We start from the raw sequence: 17,008 nt of genomic DNA, 5'->3' as shown, positions 1-17,008 counted from the left end.
CCGGGGTCAAAGGACCGGATCGTGGTGTCTACTAGGGTTCATGCCTGCGCATGTGTCGACCTTCCAGTTGTTGGGCGTGCCCGCCCTCGCCCTGGCGACCGCCATCTGGCTCGGCTGTGTGGGCCGCGTACTGCGTCGCCGCCGCTTCGAGGGGGAGGCCCGGCGGTCCGACCGCTCCGAGGACGCCGCGCGACGACACCGCGAGATACTCGGAGCGCTGCCCCACCAGCCGCAGTCGGGCCCGGATCTGGAGAGCGTCGAACTCACGCCCGCCGAACAGGACGCTTTCGCCGGCCTGATGCGGCAGTTCCGTGAGGGGCGTTCCTAGCGTCTGGGAAGTGGCGCGGAGGAAGTGCCGGGCGGTGGTTCCGCGGAGAAAGTGCCTGGCGCGCGCGGAGGTTCCGCGGAAGGGGTGGCGCGCGGTGGTTCCGCGGTGGGAGTGCCTGGCGTGCGCGGAGGTTCCCCGGAGGGAGTGCCTGGCGCGCGCGGAGGCTCCGCGGTGGGAGTGCCCGGCGTCCCTGCACCATGTTCCTGGCCCCTTGAATCCCGGGGGCCTTCGTGGTCTCCGGGGCCGTCAGCGGGGTCGGCCGAGCGCCGCCGCCCGGCGGTCCATCGCCTCCCGCGCCTCCTCCTCCGTCGCGTACACCTCGCACATGTGCCGTCCGTCCGGCGTCGCCGTGTGCTCGACCTCCCACAGGGACAGCTCCCGGCCGTCGCGCAGCAGGAACGCGTGCTCGTAGAGCGAGAAGCTCAGCCCCGCCCGGGCGGCCCGGCCCGGCCGTCCGAAGGACTGTGTGATCTCATGCGCGAACGCCGAGCGCAGCAGTAACGACTCCAGGTCCGCGTCCGGGCGGTCCGCGTTCTCGGCCCGGCGCAGCAGCCGGCGGGCATGGTCCGCCGAGGCGTCGGGCCGGTAGGCGTGACGGGGCTCGGGGACGGGGGACAGCTGAACCGGCACGGGCAGCTCGAAGTCGGGGGCGTCCGGGGTCAGCGGAAGCCGGGCCGTGGCGGCGCGCAGTTCCTCCTCGTCCACGTACACCTCGTGTTCCAGATGGCCGCCGGGCCCTGTGTTGTGGACCAGTTCCCACAGGGTGACCGCCGAGCCGTCCGCCAGCAGCCAGGTGTGCCGGTACGTCTCCCGGTGCAGGCCGGCGCTGTGGTGCGCCGAGTGCAGCGAACTGTCGTCGGCCAGCGCGCCGTCGAGTATCGCTATCGTCTCGTCCGGCAGCTCGAAGGAGTTCAGGGCGCGGCCCAGCAGCCGCGCGAGGTGCTCCTCCGGAGACTCGTGCGACTCGGCCGGCTCGTACGCCGCCGTCTCGTACGGAACACTCAAGGTTTCTCCCGGCGTTGCTGCATGTCACCTTGTGGGTGCATACCGTAGCCCCTCGGTCGGGCGTCATGTCCAGGAACCGAGAAAACGTACGGTGGAAAAACGCCCGGGCCGCGCGGCAGGTTCCCGCGCGGCCCGAATCCATGTCAGAACGGCCTGCTCAGACGGCGCTTCCCGCGGTCCATGCGCTCCACGTCATGTTCCAGCCGTTGAGGCCGTTGTCCGGCGCGACCGTCGTGTCGGGGGAGTTCTTCACGATCACGACATCACCGATCAGCGAGTTGTCGTAGAACCACTTCGCGGTCGTGTCCCCCTGCGCGCCCTGCACATCCGGGAGCCCGATGCAGCCGTGGCTGGTGCCCTCGCGGCCGAAGGGCGGATTGCCCTTGTTGTACCAGTAGTTGCCGTGGAGGAACGTCCCGGAGGTGGTCAGCCGCATCGCGTGCGGCACATCCGGGATGTCGTACTCGCCGCCCAACCCGACCGTCTGGCTGTTCATACGGGTCTGCGTGAACTTCTCGGAGATCACCATCTGCCCGTTGTACGTGGTGTGCTGCGGGCTGCCGGTCGAGACCGGGAGCGTCTTGAGCGTCCCGCCGTCCCGCACCACCGTCATGGTCTGCGTGCGGGCGTCCACCGTGGAGACCTGGGAGCGGCCGATGGTGAAGGTCACGGTCTTCTTCTGCACGCCGTATGTACCGTTCGCGCCCTGGACCCCGTCCAGGTCGATCTTCATCGTGACCTTGGAGCCGGCCTTCCAGTAGTCCTCGGGCCGGAAGTCCAGCCGCTGGGTGCCGAACCAGTGCCCCACGACCTGCTGCCCGCTGCTGGAGGTCACCGTGATGTGCGACTGCACGGCCCTCTTGTCGGTGATCGCCTTGTCGAATGTGAAGGACACCGGCATCCCGACACCGACCGTCGTGCCGTTGTCGGGCGTGTACGTGCCGATGAAGCTGTTCGCCGAAGAGACCGTGGTGAAGATGGAGTTGGCCGCCGCGACCCGGTTGTTCGCATCCTTGGCGGTCGCCGAGATCGCGTACTTCGTCCCGCGCTCCAGCTGCTCCTTCGGCTTCCAGGACGTGCCGTCCGCGGAGATCTCGCCCGGCACGACGGTACCCGTCCCCGCCACCGTCATCTTCACCTCGGTCAGCTTCCCGTCGCTGACCTTCACCCCGGTCGCGTTGATCGACGCGTCGGTGGAACCGTCCTTGGCGCTGATGGCGATCGTCGCCGTGGAGGTCTTGGCGGAGTCCTTCGCGTCCTTTCCGCCCTTGTTGTCGTCGGCGTTGGCGCTGCCGCCGCAGGCGGTGAGGGTCAGGGCGCCGACCATCAGGGCGGCACAGGCCCCCAGTACGCGCCGCGCTCGCATGTCCGGCGTTGTCACGGGCTTCTCCAGGTCTAGTGATCTGCGTGATCCGTTTGGATACGTGGAGAAAGAGCCGGCGTCCCAGCAGAGGGTTCCCGCGGCTGCCGGGTGGACACCGCCATGTGACAGAACCGGGACAATCGCCCGTCCCGTCCCCTATCGCCCTCCGTACAACTCCTCGTACGACGGCCACGATCCGCCCGGCCCGTCGACCGACACGGCGGCGCGCACGGCCCGCACGATCGCGCGCGTCACCAGGTCCGCGCCCGCCGCGAGCACCTCGTTGAGCGCGAGGGGGCCCGTCGGGGCCAGCGGGCGCGCGCCGGTCGCCAGCGCGAACACCGTGTCCCCGTCGTTGAGCAGGTGTACGGGCCGTAGGGCGCGCGCGAAGCCGTCGTGCGCCGTGCCGGCGAGCTTGTGGGCCTGCGCCTTGGTGAGGTCGGCGTCGGTCGCCACGACCGCGAGGGTCGTGTTCAGCGGAGGGCGGCCGGACTGCGCCGCGACCTCGGCGAGCCGTCGCCGGGCGGCCTCGTGCACCTCCGGCACGGGCAGGTGGATCCGGCCCTGGGCCAACTCCCCGTACAGGGCGCCGGTCGTCGGCTCCGACACCGAGCCCACCGCGTTGCACACGACCAGCGCACCCACGGTGATCCCTGAGTCCAGCACGGTGCTCGCCGTGCCGACCCCGCCCTTCAAGGGGCCGACCGTCGCGCCCGTGCCCGCACCGACGCAGCCCTGCGCCACCGGTGCGCCCGGCTCGCTCGCCGCGGCCGCCTCGACCGCCGCCCGGCCGACCGCCGCGTCCGGACGGGCCTTGAAGTCGCCGCCGCGCCCCAGGTCGAAGACACAGGCGGCGGGCACGACCGGCACCACGTGCGTCGGCTCGGGACCGACGCGCACCCCGCGCCCGCGCTCTTCCAGCCAGGCCATCACGCCCGACGCCGAGTCCAGCCCGTATGCGCTGCCCCCTGTGAGGACGACCGCCTCGACCTTTCGCACCAGGTTGCGCGGGTCCAGCGCGTCGGTCTCCTTGGTGCCGGGCCCGCCCCCGCGCACATCCACGGCCGCGACGGCCCCGCCTTCCGGTGCCAGGACGACGGTGGTCCCGGTCAGCCAGCCGTCCCCGGTCCGTGTGGCATGGCCCACCCGGAGGCCCACGACATCTGTCAGAGCGTCAACTGTCATGCCCCCATGATCCGTCGCCAGGGGACAACCGCGCCGGGCCGTGCGACCACAGCGGCGCCGGGGTCACTCCGGCGGACACCCGGCACGGCAGTAGCGGGTGTCCGGTGACCGCCGAGTGCCGACGTCGGCCGCGGCTGTCCGGCGAGGCGCCGGGTGGGTGGCCACCCGGCGCAAGACCGGCGCCGTCCTCCGCGCCCGCGGGGCCCGCTCTCCGCGTCGTCCCCGGCCCCGCTCTCGGCGCCGCCCGCTGGCCCCGCTCTCCGCGTCGTCCTCCGCGCCCGCCGGGCCCGCTCCCCGCGCCGCCCCCCGGGCCCGCTCTCCTCGCCGCCCCCGGGCCCACTCTCCGCGCCGCCCCCCGGGCCCGCCCGCCGGGCCCGTCCTCCGGCGCCGCGGACGTACGCTGGAGGCATGAGCACCACCCCCGCCCGCGCGCCGCGCGATGCCAAGCCCGACCCCAAGGACGCCCTCGTCTTCGACGACCCGCTGAGCCGGCCGTCCTCCGACGACACCGACCAGGGATGGGGCGAGCGGCCCGGCACGAGTGGCGACAGCGCGGCCGATCTGGCGCGGTTCCTCGACGAGAAGCCGCCCCACCACCTGTGAGTGCCCCCGGACACGGGGGGGTCAGCCCGTCGGTGTCTCTCCCGCCTCGGTCCGCTATGACCCGTTGCGCCCCGAACCGCGCTGGGCGACGAGGGCGTCGCGGATCTCCTTGAGCACTTCCAGCTCGGTCACCTCCATCACCTCGTGCGTGCCGTCCTTCGCCTTGCGGCGCGCCTCCTGCCGGGCCAGGAACCTGGACATGGGCAGGACCATCAGGAAGTAGACGACGGCCGCGGTGATCACGAAGTTGAGCGTGGCGCCGAGGACCGAGCCCCACAGGATCCGGATCCCCGTCGCGCTCGCCCCGGTCCCCGTGCAGGGTTCCTTGATGCAGGAGCTGTAGCTGTCCAGGCTCTGGGTACCAAGCGCACCCACGACCGGGTTGATGACCCCTTTCACCACCGAGTTCACAATGTTGGTGAAGGCGGCGCCGATGACCACCGCGACCGCCAGATCGACGACGTTCCCCCGCATCAGGAACGCCTTGAACCCCTGCAGGACGCTCGGCGCCTTCTTCTCGCTCACCGGTGAGCCCCTCCTCGACTGCGCAACATGCGGAACAAACAGCTCCGCAACCTACGTCAGGCCCTCCCGCGTCTGTCCACCCCGGGGGCCGGTAAACGGAACTCGGAGCCCGCCGACGGGTGTGCCCGGCCTGCTCAGCACAGCGTCACCGCCAGTCGTGAGGTCGCGCCGGCACCGGCCAGGCGCGCGGCCGTGGTGCGCGGCACGGAGAGCACGACCAGCGCGCCGCTCTCCGTGGGCTCTGTATCCGGCACCCGGATCACCCGTGCCCCGGGCGCGACCACCATGGCGCTGCCGCCGCCGTCGGCCGCGATCACATCGACCCGGTCGCCCGGCCGCAACAGCCGCACGGTCGCCCCGTCCGCGATCCGTACCGCGGCCGTGACCATCTCCACGGGTCGTGGCTCCGCTACTGGCCCTGCCGTCTCCAGGGGGTGTCCGCCGGCGCCCGGATGTCCTCGTGCGCCCTCGGAGCCGCCCGGCCCCGCCGCGACCAGCGCGGCCGCGGTGACCGCCAGACCCACGGCCACGGCCCGCCTCCTGTGCCGCAGCAGACCGCGCAGCCGGTGCCGCCCGCCGCGCACGCGCAGGGGCGCGAAGTGCGGCACCGCACATGTCGGGGGCGCGCCCGAGCGGTCACCGACACCGAGGTCCGGCGGATACACGAAGGCGTCCCGGTCGGGCGGGCGCACAAGGGACCCTTCGCTTGGCGGGTGCAGGACGGACCGCTCACCTGGCGGGTGCAGGACGGACCCCTCACGTGGCGGGTGCAGGACGGACCGCTCACCTGGCGGGTGAACGACGGCTCCCCCGCTCTGCGGGCGCTCGACGGGTCCCTCGCCCGGCGGGTGCGCCGAGGTGCCGGGGTGCGGCGGGTGTACGGAAGAGTCGAGGTGGCGCGGAGAGAGCCGGGCCATACTGATCACCAACCTGCGTCGTGGGAGCGGGACGCCATCCACGATGAGGCTTCATGGCGCCCCTCGCCGAGGCCCGTGGACTACCGGCCGGTTGTGGACAACTCGCCCACCCGAACGGGATGTTCCGGACACGCGCACGGCATCACGGCAGCTCGAAACCCGGATCCATCCCGCCCAGCGCGGTCGTGCACAGGCAGTCCCGCGTCTCGTTCGCGGGCAGCCCCGCGACCGCGTCGAACAGCACGCCCCGCAGCCGGTCCACGTTGGCCGCGAACACCTTCAGCACCTCGTCGTGCGAGACGCCCTCACCGGTCTCGGCGCCCGCGTCCAGATCCGTGACGAGGGTCAACGATGTGTAGCACAGCTCCAGTTCGCGGGCGAGCGCGGCCTCGGGGTGGCCGGTCATGCCGACCACGGACCAGCCCTGCGCCTGGTGCCACAACGATTCGGCACGGGTGGAGAACCGCGGCCCCTCGACCACGACCAGTGTGCCGCCGTCCACCGGCTCCCAGTCTCGTCCGCGCGCCGCCTCCAGCGCGGCCTTCCGGCCGACGGGGCAGTAGGGGTCGGCGAGCGAGACGTGCACCACGTTCGGCACGCTGCCGTCGGGCAGCGGGAACCCGTCGAAGTACGTCTGGGTCCGGGCCTTCGTACGGTCCACCATCTGATCGGGGACGAGCAGCGTCCCGGGGCCGTACTCGGGGCGGAGCCCGCCCACGGCGCACGGTCCGAGCACCTGCCGTACGCCGACGGAGCGCAGCGCCCAGAGATTGGCGCGGTAGTTGATCCGGTGCGGCGGAAGGTGATGGCCGCGGCCGTGGCGGGGGAGGAAGGCGACCTTCCGTCCGGCGATCTCACCGAGGAAGAGGGAGTCGCTGGGTGCTCCGTACGGGGTGTCGACCTGTATCTCGGTCACGTCGTCGAGGAACGAGTAGAAGCCCGAACCGCCGATGACACCGATTTCTGCGTTCGCCATGGCGAGCACAGTAGCGGGCCCCCGGACACCGCGAATCGCCCGCCATCGGACGAGAGCAGGGGCGAGGGGCAGCGAGGCGGGGGATCGGGAAGGCCGCCGACCGGGGGGTGCCCGAGGGGCCTGCCCTGCCGACCCCGCCGTCAGTGCGACGGCGGGGTCCGAGGCGGAGCCTTACGCGGCGGAGCTGGACGTGGAGCTGCTCGTCGACGATGATCCGCCGGACGACGAGGAGGAGTCCGACGACTTCGACGACGACGCCGGGCTGCTGCTCGAAGAGGAGCCGCGGCTGTCGTTCCGGTAGAAGCCGGAGCCCTTGAAGACGATGCCGACCGCGGAGAACACCTTCTTCAGGCGGCCACCGCAATTGGGGCACTCGGTCAGAGCGTCGTCGGTGAACTTCTGCACCGCCTCGAGGCCCTCGCCGCACTCGGTGCACTGGTACTGGTACGTCGGCACTAGTCTTCCTCCTGGCACTCTCACTCGATGAGTGCTAACGACCATCAATAGTGGCCTATTCCTGGGGTTCAGTCCACCGCGACCGGGGAGCGGTGACCGACACCACGTGCCACGGTGCGTCCGCCCGGCCGCGCCGCCAGCCGTGACCGCAGGGCCACCAGGGTCACCAGGGCCAGCACCGTGCCCCCCATGGGGACGAGGAATCCGGCACCGCCCCACAGGCGGTCCTCCAGCTGACCGGCGACGGTGACCGCGGCAGCCTGGCCGAACGCGACCGCCCCGGTCATCCAGGTGAACGCCTCGGTGCGGGCGCTCGCCGGGACCAGTCCCTCCACGAGCGTGTAGCCGGTGATCAGGGCGGGGGCGATGCACATGCCCACCAGGAGACCGAGGCCCGCGAGGGGGGTCGCGGAGTGGGCGGTCCACAGGGAGGAGGCGGCGAGCGCCAGGGCCGCGTAGCCGATGACGAGACGGCGCTGAGGAGCCGCCTTCCAGGCGACGGCGCCGCAGACGATGCCGGAGAGCATGTTGCCGGCGGCGAAGATGCCGTACAGGACGCCGTTCAGACCGGGGGAGCCGATCGACTGGCTGAACGCGGCGAGCGAGACCTGCATGCCGCCGAAGACGGAACCGATGCCCAGGAAGGTCACGATCAGCACGCGCACCCCGGGGACGCTCAGCGCGGAGGTGTGCTCCACGCGCGCGTGCGCCTCGGCGGCGGGCGGCTGTGTGCCCTTCTGGGCGGCGAACAGCACACCGCCGACCAGCGTGAGCGCCGCCTCGGCCAGCAGGCCGGCGGCCGGGGCCACGGCGGTGCACAGGGTCGTGGCCAGCAGCGGTCCGAGCACGAAGGTCAGCTCGTCGGTGACGGACTCGAAGGCCGCCGCCGTCGACATCAGGGGCGAGTCCTTGAGCTTCACGCCCCAGCGGGCCCGCACCATGGGGCCGATCTGCGGCACCGAGGCGCCGGTCGGGACGGCCGCCGCGAACAGCGCCCACAGGGGTGCGTGGGCCAGGGCGAGCGCCGTCAGGGACGTGGCCGCGACGACGTGCGCCAGCACCCCGGGGAGCAGCACCGCCCGCTGGCCGTGGCGGTCGGCGAGACGGCCGCTGTAGGGCGCGAACAGCGCCATGGAGACGCCGGTGGCCGCGGCGATGGCGCCCGCGGCCCCGTAGGAGCCGGTCGTGTGCTGGACCAGAAGGACGATGGACAGGGTGAGCATCGCGAACGGCTGACGCGCCGCGAAACCGGGGAGCAGGAACGTCCAGGCGCCACGCGTGCGCAGCAGCTGTCCGTAGCCCGGTCGGGACGACTTCGAGGTGACCGTGGACACCACGGCCCGTGCCTTTCTGCCGCCTGGTAGCGCGGCCCGTTCTGTGGGCCCGTTCGCCGCACGGGGGCGCGCCGAGAGCTGTCCTCTTGCGCGGACTGCGGTAGATACCGGCGCCCACTGCTCAGGGGGTCCGGCCGCCATACGGTCGCGCCAGCTCTGCGTCAGGCAGAGTTGGTTCGATCAAGGTTGCCTTGATTGTACAGAGGTGAGGGCTGAGTGTGCCTGTGAAACGGGGCACCACAGGGTCCTTCGCCTGCGATTGCCGGAGGTGTGAACAGAGCGAAACGTTCCCGTAACGCCTTCGTCGGCCAGCCTCATCCGCTCCGGATTCCCCCATGCACCCCGCCGGCCCCACTCGGACGACCGGCCCCCCACATGCCCGAACCCCCGCGCATCCCGCGGGTCCGGGTCCCCTCAAGGCCCGCGGGCCGCCCTCGAGCCCCCGCGCATCCCGCGGGCCCGGGTCCCCTACAGGCCCGCGGCCCGCCCTCAGGATCCCGCCGCCCCGTTCCCCAGTCCCAGCCATCCGGCCAGCTTGCCGCCCTGGCCCACGGCCCTCAGGCGCCGCTCCGCCGCGTCGCGGACCTGGTCCGTGGCGACCACGAGGAGTTCGTCCCCGCGCCGCAGCACCGTCGTGGGCAGCGGTACGAACGAGGTGCCGTCCCGGACGACGAGGGTGACCGCGGCCCCGGGCGGCAGCCGTAGCTCGCTGACCTCCACGCCGTGCATCCGGGAGCCCTCGGGGATCGCGACGGACAGCAGGTGCCCGCGCAGCCGCTCCAGGGGCGCCGACTCGATGCCGAGGTCGGCGGCCTCGGGTCCCATGCCCAGGCGCAGGATGCGGGCCAGCCACGGCAGGGTCGGGCCCTGAACCAGGGTGTAGACGACGACGAGGACGAAGACGATGTTGAAGATGCGGCGGCTGCCCGCGACGCCGTTCACCATGGGGATCGTCGCCAGGATGATGGGGACCGCTCCGCGCAGCCCGGCCCATGACATCAGCGTCTGCTCCTGCCACGGCACCCGGAACGGCAGCAGGCTCAGCATCACACTCAGCGGGCGCGCCACCATCGTCAGCACCAGCCCGATGACGAGGGCGGGCAGCACGTCGTCGCCCAGTTCGTGCGGGGTGACCAGCAGACCGAGCAGGACGAACATGCCGATCTGGGCGATCCAGCCGAGCCCCTCCGCGAATCCGCGTGTGGCGGGCCAGTGCGGCAGCTTGGCGTTGCCGAGCATCATCGACGCGAGATACACCGCGAGGAAGCCGCTGCCATGGGCGAGCGCGCCACCCGCGTACGCCATGACCGCGATGGCCATGACCGCGATCGGGTAGAGGCCGGAGGCGGGCAGCGCCACATGCCGCAGGCCCCAGGAGCCGAGCCAGCCCACCGCGAGGCCGATGGCGGCGCCGACGGCCAACTCCGCGCATATCTCCAGCAGCAGCCTGTACCAGTGCTCCACCGGGCCCGCGCTGGAGAAGGCGACGACGAGGATGACCACCGGGGCGTCGTTGAAGCCGGATTCGGCCTCCAGAACGCCCGTCACGCGCGCGGGGAGCGGGATCTTCCGCAGGACCGAGAAGACCGCCGCCGCGTCGGTCGACGACACCACCGCTCCGATGATGAGCGACTGCCGCCACTCCAGGCCGCTCACATAGTGCGCGCCGGTGGCCGTGACCCCGACGCTCACCGCGACGCCGAGGAGGGCCATGGAGGAGGCGGCGGGGAGGGCGGGCCTGATCTCCTTCCACTTCGTGCCGAGACCACCCTCGGCCAGAATCACGACCAGGGCCGCGTAGCCGATGACCTGGGTGAGCTCGGCGTTGTTGAAGTGGATGCCGCCCACCCCGTCCTGCCCCATGGCGATGCCGATGCCCAGGTAGACGAGCAGGCTGGGGAGCCCGCTGCGCGACGAGAGGCGGACTGCCGCCACCGCGATGAGCAGGACGAGCGAACAGACGAGCAGGAGCTGGTTGAGGTGGTGGACAGTCAGCGGCCGTTCCCTTCTCGCCAATCCGGAGCGCCGTTGTGGGGACGCCTCGGGCCCGGCAGGAATCGGGTTCCGCCGGGATCTTCAGGACAGGTACTTCGTTACCTTACCTAAGTCTTGACGCTTTCTTGACGCTCCGAGGCGCATGATCGAACTCCCGTCCGGGGCGCGTTCCCGACTCCGCGTCAAGGCGGCGCGGGCCCTGCGCCTATGGTTGCTCCAGCGCTCAGTAGAAAGCACAGCCCGCCCTGCCGCTCGTGTTAGGACAGCAAGGACAGCGATGCCCCCCAACACCACCGCCTCTTCCGGCCAGAAGCCCGGCAAGTCCGGCAGGAAGAAGGGGCGCAGAGCCCGTCTGCTCGTGATCGTCCTGGTTGTGGCCCTTGTGGGAGGCTTCGGCTACGGCGGGTACTGGTCCCTCAGCACCGTCCGTGCCTCCTTCCCGCAGACCAAGGGTTCGATCACACTCGACGGCCTGTCGGGTCCCGTCCAGGTCAAGCGCGACGGTTACGGGATCCCGCAGATCTACGCCTCCTCGGACGAGGACCTGTTCATGGCGCAGGGATATGTCCAGGCGCAGGACCGGTTCTACGAGATGGACGTGCGCCGCCATATGACGTCCGGACGCCTGTCCGAGATGTTCGGCAAGAGCCAGGTCAAGAACGACGAGTTCCTGCGCACCCTGGGCTGGCACCGGGTCGCGCAGAAGGAGTACGACACCAAGCTGTCGCCCGCCACGAAGAAGTACCTCCAGGCGTACGCCAAGGGAGTCAACGCCTACCTCAAGGGCAAGGACGGCAAGGACATCTCCCTGGAGTACGCGGCGCTCTCCCTCACCGGCAACTACCGGCCCCAGCCGTGGACACCGGTCGACTCGGTCTCCTGGCTCAAGGCGATGGCCTGGGACCTGCGCGGCAACATGCAGGACGAGATCGACCGCTCGCTGATGACCAGCCGGCTCGGCCCGAAGCAGATCGCGGACCTCTATCCCGAGTACCCCTACGGCCGTAACAAGCCGATCGTCCAGACCGGCCAGTACGACGCCATCACCAAGGCCTTCGAGCAGAGCGGCTCGGCGGGCGGCCAGTCCGCGACCGGGGCCTCTCTGTCCGGCGGGTCCACGTCCGGAGGCTCGGCGTCCGGCGGCTCCACGTCCGGACGGTCGACGTCCGGCACATCCACGTCCGGCGGCGCGACCTCGACCGGCTCGAGCCTCCAGGGCCAGCTGGCGCGCCTGTCCACGGCCCTCGACGACATGCCGACGGCCGTGGGCGTGAACGGCAACGGCATCGGCTCCAACTCCTGGGTGGTCGCCGGCAGCCACACCATCACCGGCAAGCCGCTGCTGGCCAACGACCCGCATCTGTCGGCCTCGCTGCCCTCGGTCTGGTACCAGATGGGCCTGCACTGCACGACGCTCTCCAGCTCCTGCCAGTACGACGTGAGCGGGTACACCTTCGCGGGCATGCCCGGAGTGGTCATCGGCCACAACCAGAACATCGCCTGGGGCATGACCAACTCCGGTGTCGACGTCACCGACCTCTACCTCGAGAAGCTGTCCGGCGACGGATACCTCTTCGACGGCAAGGTGAAGCCGTTCACCACCCGCACCGAGACGATCAAGGTCGCCGGAGGGGCCTCCAAGCAGATCGTCATCCGCGAGGCGAACAACATGCCCCTGCTGTCCGACCGCGACGACGAGCTGGTCAACGTCGGCAAGAAGGCCACCGTGAACACCGCGGCGCCCGACCGCGGCGACGGCTACGCGGTCGCGCTGCGCTGGACCGCCCTGGACCCCGGCACCTCCATGGACGCCGTCTTCGGAATCGACAAGGCGTCGAACTGGAACGAGTTCCGAACGGCGGCCCGGTCCTTCGACGTGCCCTCGCAGAACCTGATCTACGCCGACACCAAGGGCAACATCGGCTACCAGCTGCCGGGCAAGATCCCCACCCGCCCGCAGGGCGACGACGGTTCGGTCCCGGCGCCCGGCTGGGACTCCAAGTACCAGTGGACCGGCTTCATCCCTAAGGACGCGCTGCCGTACGAGTACAACCCGGAGCGCGGCTACATCGTCACCGCCAACCAGGCGGTGGTCGACAAGGACAAGTACCCCTACACCCTCACCACGGACTGGGGCTACGGCACCCGCAGCCAGCGGATCACCGACCTGATCGAGTCGAAGATCAGGGGCGGCGGCAAGCTCTCGACCGACGACATGCGGCAGATCCAGCTCGACAACAGCAGCGAGATCGCCAAGCTCCTGGTGCCCAAGCTGCTCAAGATCGACGTCGCGGACAAGCACGTCCGTGATACGCAGAAGCTGCTGGAGGGCTGGGACTACACCCAGGACGCCGACTCGGCGGCGGCCGCCTACTTCAACGCCGTGTGGCGCAACATCCTCAAGCTCGCGTTCGGCAACAAGCTGCCCAAGGAGCTGCGGGTCAAGGGCCAGTGCCTGTGGGTCGAGCCGGCCGACAGCACCGGCCCCGCGGACGCGGACCGGAAGGTGCGCGAGTGCGGCCAGCGCGACGCGGACCAGGCGCAGCCCGACGGCGGCGACCGCTGGTTCGAGGTGGTGCGCAACATCGTCGACGACGACAAGAACGACTGGTGGCAGACGCCCAAGACGCGCACCGACCCGGCCGCCACGACGCGTGACGAGCTGTTCGCGCGGGCCATGAAGGACGCGCGCTGGGAGCTGACCGCCAAGCTCGGCAACGACCTGGACACCTGGAGCTGGGGCCGGCTGCACCGGCTGTTCCTGAAGAACCAGACCCTCGGCACCGACGGCCCCGGCCTCCTTCAGTACATGCTCAACCGTGGACCCTGGAAGCTGGACGGCGGAGAGGCGACCGTGAACGCCACCGGCTGGAACGCCGCGGGCGGTTACAGCGCCGTCTGGGTGCCGTCGATGCGCATGGTGGTCAACCTGGCCGACCTCGACAAGTCCAAGTGGATCAACCTGTCCGGGGCGTCGGGACACGCCTACAGCGCCCACTACACCGACCAGACGGACAAATGGGCCCAGGGCGAACTGCTGCCGTGGCACTTCACCAAGGACGCGGTCGACAAGAGCACGACCGACACCCTGTTGCTCAAGCCCTGACACCGGGTGCCCGGTGAGAACGGCCCTCCACGCGTGCGTGGAGGGCCGTTTCCACAAGCGGCGCTCCACAAGCGGCGTTCCACAAGCGGCGCTCCGCGATCGGCCATCGTTCCGCGGTCGGCCGCCGATCCGCGATCAGTGGGCGATCAGCGGAAGCGGCGTACTCCTGAGGGTGTCACCACCGCGTGCACCGGACGGTCGTGCGCCTCTTCCGGGACGCGTTCGACAACCTCCGTGTCGTACAGGAGCACCACCAGGGCCGGGTCTGCTCCCGCGCGCTCCAGACGGGCCAGCACACGGTCGTATGAGCCCCCTCCGCGCCCGAGGCGCATGCCGCGCGCGTCCACGGCCAGGCCGGGCAGCAGCACCGCATCGGCCTGCCGCACGGCCTCCGGGCCCAGGCGCTCGCCCGCGGGCTCCAGGAGGGCCATTCTGGAGCCGTGCCGGACGCGCACCAGGGAGTCCCGGCCGGTGTACGCGCCCCAGTCCAGGTCGTTGTCGGGCAGGAGCACCGGCAGCAGGACCCGTACGCCCCGCGCGCGCAGGGCGTCCAGAAGGGCCGGCGTGCCGGGTTCCTCCCCCACGGAGACATACGCCGCGACCGTGCGCGCCTCCGCCAGTTCGGGCAGCTCCAGCGCCCGCTCGGCGAGCGCGTACGCGGCCAGGTCCACGTCATCCGCCGTCAACCTGCCTCTCATCGAGAGGAACCCTCGACGCAACATTTGTTTGTCAGGCTCTGCCGCGTGTTCCATGGGAACCACTGGTCACTGCCCTGCCTTCCTTAATCTGCTCATATGAGAGCGAATTAACCGGAGCCACAGATACCGCACAAAGCCACCCGATAAGGTGGCGGGCATGACTGAGTCCATCCCCAGGATCACCAAGGCTGTCATTCCCGCGGCAGGCCTCGGTACCCGGTTCCTCCCGGCCACGAAGGCCACGCCCAAGGAAATGCTGCCAGTCGTCGACAAGCCGGCGATCCAGTATGTGGTCGAGGAGGCGGTCTCCGCGGGGCTCGACGACGTCCTCATGATCACAGGTCGTAACAAGCGCCCCCTCGAGGACCACTTCGACCGCAACTACGAGCTCGAGTCGGCCCTGGAGAAGAAGGGGGACGCCGAGCGGCTCGCGAAGGTCCGGGAGTCCAGCGACCTCGCCACCATGCACTACGTCCGCCAGGGCGACCCCAGGGGCCTCGGTCACGCCGTGCTGTGCGCGGCCCCGCACGTCGGCCACGAGCCCTTCGCCGTCCTCCTCGGCGACGACCTCATCGACCCGCGCGACCCCCTGCTGGCCCGCATGGTCGAGGTCCAGGAGCGGCGCGGCGGCAGTGTCATCGCGCTCATGGAGGTCGCGCCGGAGCAGATCCACCTCTACGGGTGCGCGGCCGTCGAGGCCACCGAGGACGGCGACGTGGTCCGGGTGGCCGGGCTGGTCGAGAAGCCGGACCCGGCGGACGCCCCGTCGAACTACGCGGTCATCGGCCGCTATGTCCTCGACCCGCACATCTTCGACATACTGCGCAAGACCGAGCCGGGCCGGGGCGGCGAGATCCAGCTCACCGACGCCCTCCAGCAGCTCGCCGAGGACGAGAAGGTCGGCGGCCCCGTGCACGGTGTCGTCTTCACGGGCCGCCGCTATGACACCGGTGACCGTGGTGACTACCTGCGTGCCATTGTCAGACTCGCGTGCGAACGTGAAGACCTGGGGCCCGACTTCCGGGCCTGGCTTCGCAGTTACGTATCCGAGGAGATGTAGCGATTTGAGCGCCGCCGCGACCCCCGCCACCGGCCAGGACCGCCTCTGGTCGGTGGACGAGCACCTGGAGGACATCCTCACCGCGGTCCGCCCGCTGGACCCGATCGAGCTGCAACTGCTCGACGCCCTGGGCTGTGTGCTGGTCGACGATGTCACGGTGCCCGTCTCCCTGCCGCCGTTCGACAACAGCTCGATGGACGGCTACGCGGTACGGGTCGCGGACGTCGCGGGCGCGAGCGAGGAGTTCCCGGCCGTCCTCACGGTGATCGGCGATGTCGCGGCTGGGGCGGCCGGCCTGCTCCAGGTGGGGCCCGGTCAGGCCGCGCGCATCATGACCGGCGCTCCGCTGCCGCCCGGCGCCGAGGCCGTCGTCCCCGTGGAGTGGACCGACGGCGGACTGGGCGGCGGCCCCGTCTCCGGGATGCGCGCCCGCAGTCTGTCGCCCGAGGGTGCCTCCGGGCAGGTGCGGGTGCACCGCCCGGCGAAGGCGCGCGCCCATGTGCGCGCCAAGGGCAGCGATGTGCAGGCCGGCGACCTCGCCCTCGCGGCGGGCACCGTGCTCGGGCCCCCGCAGATCGCGCTGCTCGCCGCGATCGGCCGCGGCGCCGTCCGGGTGCGTCCGCGCCCGCGCGTGGTCGTCCTGTCCACCGGCAGCGAACTCGTCCAGCCCGACGAGCAACTGGCGGACGGCCAGATCTACGACTCCAACAGCTTCGCCCTCACCGCCGCCGCCCGGGACGCCGGGGCGATCGGCTACCGGGTGGGCGCGGTCGCCGATGACGCGGACACGCTCCGCTCCACCATCGAGGACCAACTCGTCCGCGCCGACCTCATGGTCACCACCGGAGGGGTGAGCGTGGGGGCGTACGACGTCGTCAAGGAGGCCCTCGCCGCCGTGGGCGACCCGGAGGCGGGAGGCGGCGGCGTCGAGTTCCGCAAGCTCGCCATGCAGCCCGGAAAGCCTCAGGGGTTCGGCTCCATCGGCCCCGCGCACACGCCGCTGCTGGCGCTGCCCGGCAACCCGGTGTCGTCGTATGTCTCCTTCGAGCTGTTCGTGCGGCCCGTGATCCGCACCATGATGGGCCTGGAGGACGTGCACCGGCCCAGGACGACGGCGGTCCTCCAGGCGGACAAGGCACTGACCTCCCCCGCGGGCCGACGGCAGTTCCTGCGCGGGCGATACGCCGACGGCACCGTCACCCCGGTCGGCGGGGCGGGATCGCATCTGATCGCCGCCCTCGCGCAGGCCGACGCGCTCATCGTCGTCCCCGAGGACGACACGTCGGTCGAGCCGGGCGCCGAGGTCGAGGTCGTCCTCCTCGGCTGACTGCATGACTGGCGGCCCCATGACCGGCGATCTCATGTGTGGCGGCCCCATGACGGGCGCCCCCAAGACCGGTGACTTCGGGGCGGTGGCACCTCCGGGTGATGCCCGGGCCGAGGACCTCCGTCCGGGC

At 71.1% G+C, this 17,008-nt stretch carries 15 protein-coding genes; 5 read left to right on the top strand and 10 right to left on the bottom strand.

Annotated elements, in window-relative coordinates:
* Nucleotides 1-40 precede the first annotated feature (40 nt).
* A complete protein-coding gene (locus tag ACIP94_RS17885) occupies nt 41-328 on the top strand; it encodes a hypothetical protein (RefSeq protein ID WP_402426039.1) in 288 nt (95 codons plus the stop codon).
* A 246-nt stretch (nt 329-574) separates the two neighbouring features.
* Here the strand turns inward: ACIP94_RS17885 and ACIP94_RS17880 are convergent, their stop codons facing one another.
* From ACIP94_RS17880 to ACIP94_RS17870, 3 genes are all read right to left on the bottom strand, one after another.
* A complete protein-coding gene (locus ACIP94_RS17880) occupies nt 575-1,333 on the bottom strand; it encodes a DUF6227 family protein (protein ID WP_402426037.1) in 759 nt (252 codons plus the stop codon).
* Between the two features lie 157 nt (nt 1,334-1,490).
* Complete coding sequence (locus ACIP94_RS17875) at nt 1,491-2,714, bottom strand: Ig-like domain-containing protein (protein WP_402426035.1); 1,224 nt, start codon at nt 2,712-2,714, stop codon at nt 1,491-1,493.
* A 138-nt stretch (nt 2,715-2,852) separates the two neighbouring features.
* Nucleotides 2,853-3,881, bottom strand: a complete 1,029-nt coding sequence (locus ACIP94_RS17870) for a P1 family peptidase (protein WP_402426033.1) — start codon at nt 3,879-3,881, stop codon at nt 2,853-2,855.
* A gap of 408 nt (nt 3,882-4,289) precedes the next feature.
* Here ACIP94_RS17870 and ACIP94_RS17865 point away from each other — a divergent pair, with 408 nt between their 5' ends.
* Nucleotides 4,290-4,484, top strand: a complete 195-nt coding sequence (locus tag ACIP94_RS17865) for a hypothetical protein (protein WP_311695516.1) — start codon at nt 4,290-4,292, stop codon at nt 4,482-4,484.
* A 54-nt stretch (nt 4,485-4,538) separates the two neighbouring features.
* Here the strand turns inward: ACIP94_RS17865 and mscL are convergent, their stop codons facing one another.
* The 6 genes from mscL to ACIP94_RS17835 all read right to left on the bottom strand — a co-directional run bounded on the left by mscL (nt 4,539) and on the right by ACIP94_RS17835 (nt 10,708).
* Nucleotides 4,539-5,009, bottom strand: coding sequence for a large conductance mechanosensitive channel protein MscL (gene mscL, locus ACIP94_RS17860; RefSeq protein WP_402426031.1), 471 nt, complete (start codon nt 5,007-5,009; stop codon nt 4,539-4,541).
* Between the two features lie 134 nt (nt 5,010-5,143).
* Nucleotides 5,144-5,674, bottom strand: a complete 531-nt coding sequence (locus ACIP94_RS17855) for a hypothetical protein (protein ID WP_402426253.1) — start codon at nt 5,672-5,674, stop codon at nt 5,144-5,146.
* 394 nt (nt 5,675-6,068) lie between these two features.
* On the bottom strand, nt 6,069-6,902 hold the full coding sequence (locus tag ACIP94_RS17850) for an S-methyl-5'-thioadenosine phosphorylase (protein WP_402426029.1): 834 nt from the start codon (nt 6,900-6,902) through the stop codon (nt 6,069-6,071).
* Nucleotides 6,903-7,073: 171 nt separating this feature from the next.
* Nucleotides 7,074-7,358 carry an FmdB family zinc ribbon protein gene (locus tag ACIP94_RS17845; protein WP_402426027.1) on the bottom strand — a complete coding sequence of 95 codons (285 nt, stop codon included), beginning with the start codon at nt 7,356-7,358 and terminating at the stop codon, nt 7,074-7,076.
* Nucleotides 7,359-7,426: 68 nt separating this feature from the next.
* A complete protein-coding gene (locus ACIP94_RS17840) occupies nt 7,427-8,695 on the bottom strand; it encodes an MFS transporter (protein WP_402426025.1) in 1,269 nt (422 codons plus the stop codon).
* Between the two features lie 486 nt (nt 8,696-9,181).
* Nucleotides 9,182-10,708, bottom strand: coding sequence for a potassium/proton antiporter (locus tag ACIP94_RS17835; protein WP_402426023.1), 1,527 nt, complete (start codon nt 10,706-10,708; stop codon nt 9,182-9,184).
* 256 nt (nt 10,709-10,964) lie between these two features.
* On the opposite strand from ACIP94_RS17835, the gene ACIP94_RS17830 reads away from it, so the two are divergent.
* Nucleotides 10,965-13,793 (top strand): penicillin acylase family protein, encoded by a 2,829-nt coding sequence (locus ACIP94_RS17830; protein WP_402426021.1) that lies wholly within the window; start codon nt 10,965-10,967, stop codon nt 13,791-13,793.
* Nucleotides 13,794-13,939: 146 nt separating this feature from the next.
* On the opposite strand, the gene ACIP94_RS17825 is transcribed toward ACIP94_RS17830, so the two are convergent.
* Complete coding sequence (locus ACIP94_RS17825) at nt 13,940-14,491, bottom strand: 5-formyltetrahydrofolate cyclo-ligase (RefSeq protein ID WP_402426019.1); 552 nt, start codon at nt 14,489-14,491, stop codon at nt 13,940-13,942.
* Between the two features lie 157 nt (nt 14,492-14,648).
* On the opposite strand from ACIP94_RS17825, the gene galU reads away from it, so the two are divergent.
* Entirely contained in the window at nt 14,649-15,551 is a 903-nt protein-coding gene (gene galU, locus ACIP94_RS17820) for a UTP--glucose-1-phosphate uridylyltransferase GalU (RefSeq protein ID WP_402426017.1), read from the top strand.
* Between the two features lie 4 nt (nt 15,552-15,555).
* Nucleotides 15,556-16,878, top strand: coding sequence for a gephyrin-like molybdotransferase Glp (gene glp / locus ACIP94_RS17815; protein WP_402426015.1), 1,323 nt, complete (start codon nt 15,556-15,558; stop codon nt 16,876-16,878).
* The last annotated feature ends 130 nt before the right edge of the window (nt 16,879-17,008 follow it).

Source organism: Streptomyces sp. NPDC093261, from assembly GCF_044753645.1.
Lineage (GTDB): Bacteria > Actinomycetota > Actinomycetes > Streptomycetales > Streptomycetaceae > Streptomyces.
This window is presented reverse-complemented; position numbering and strand designations above follow the sequence as displayed.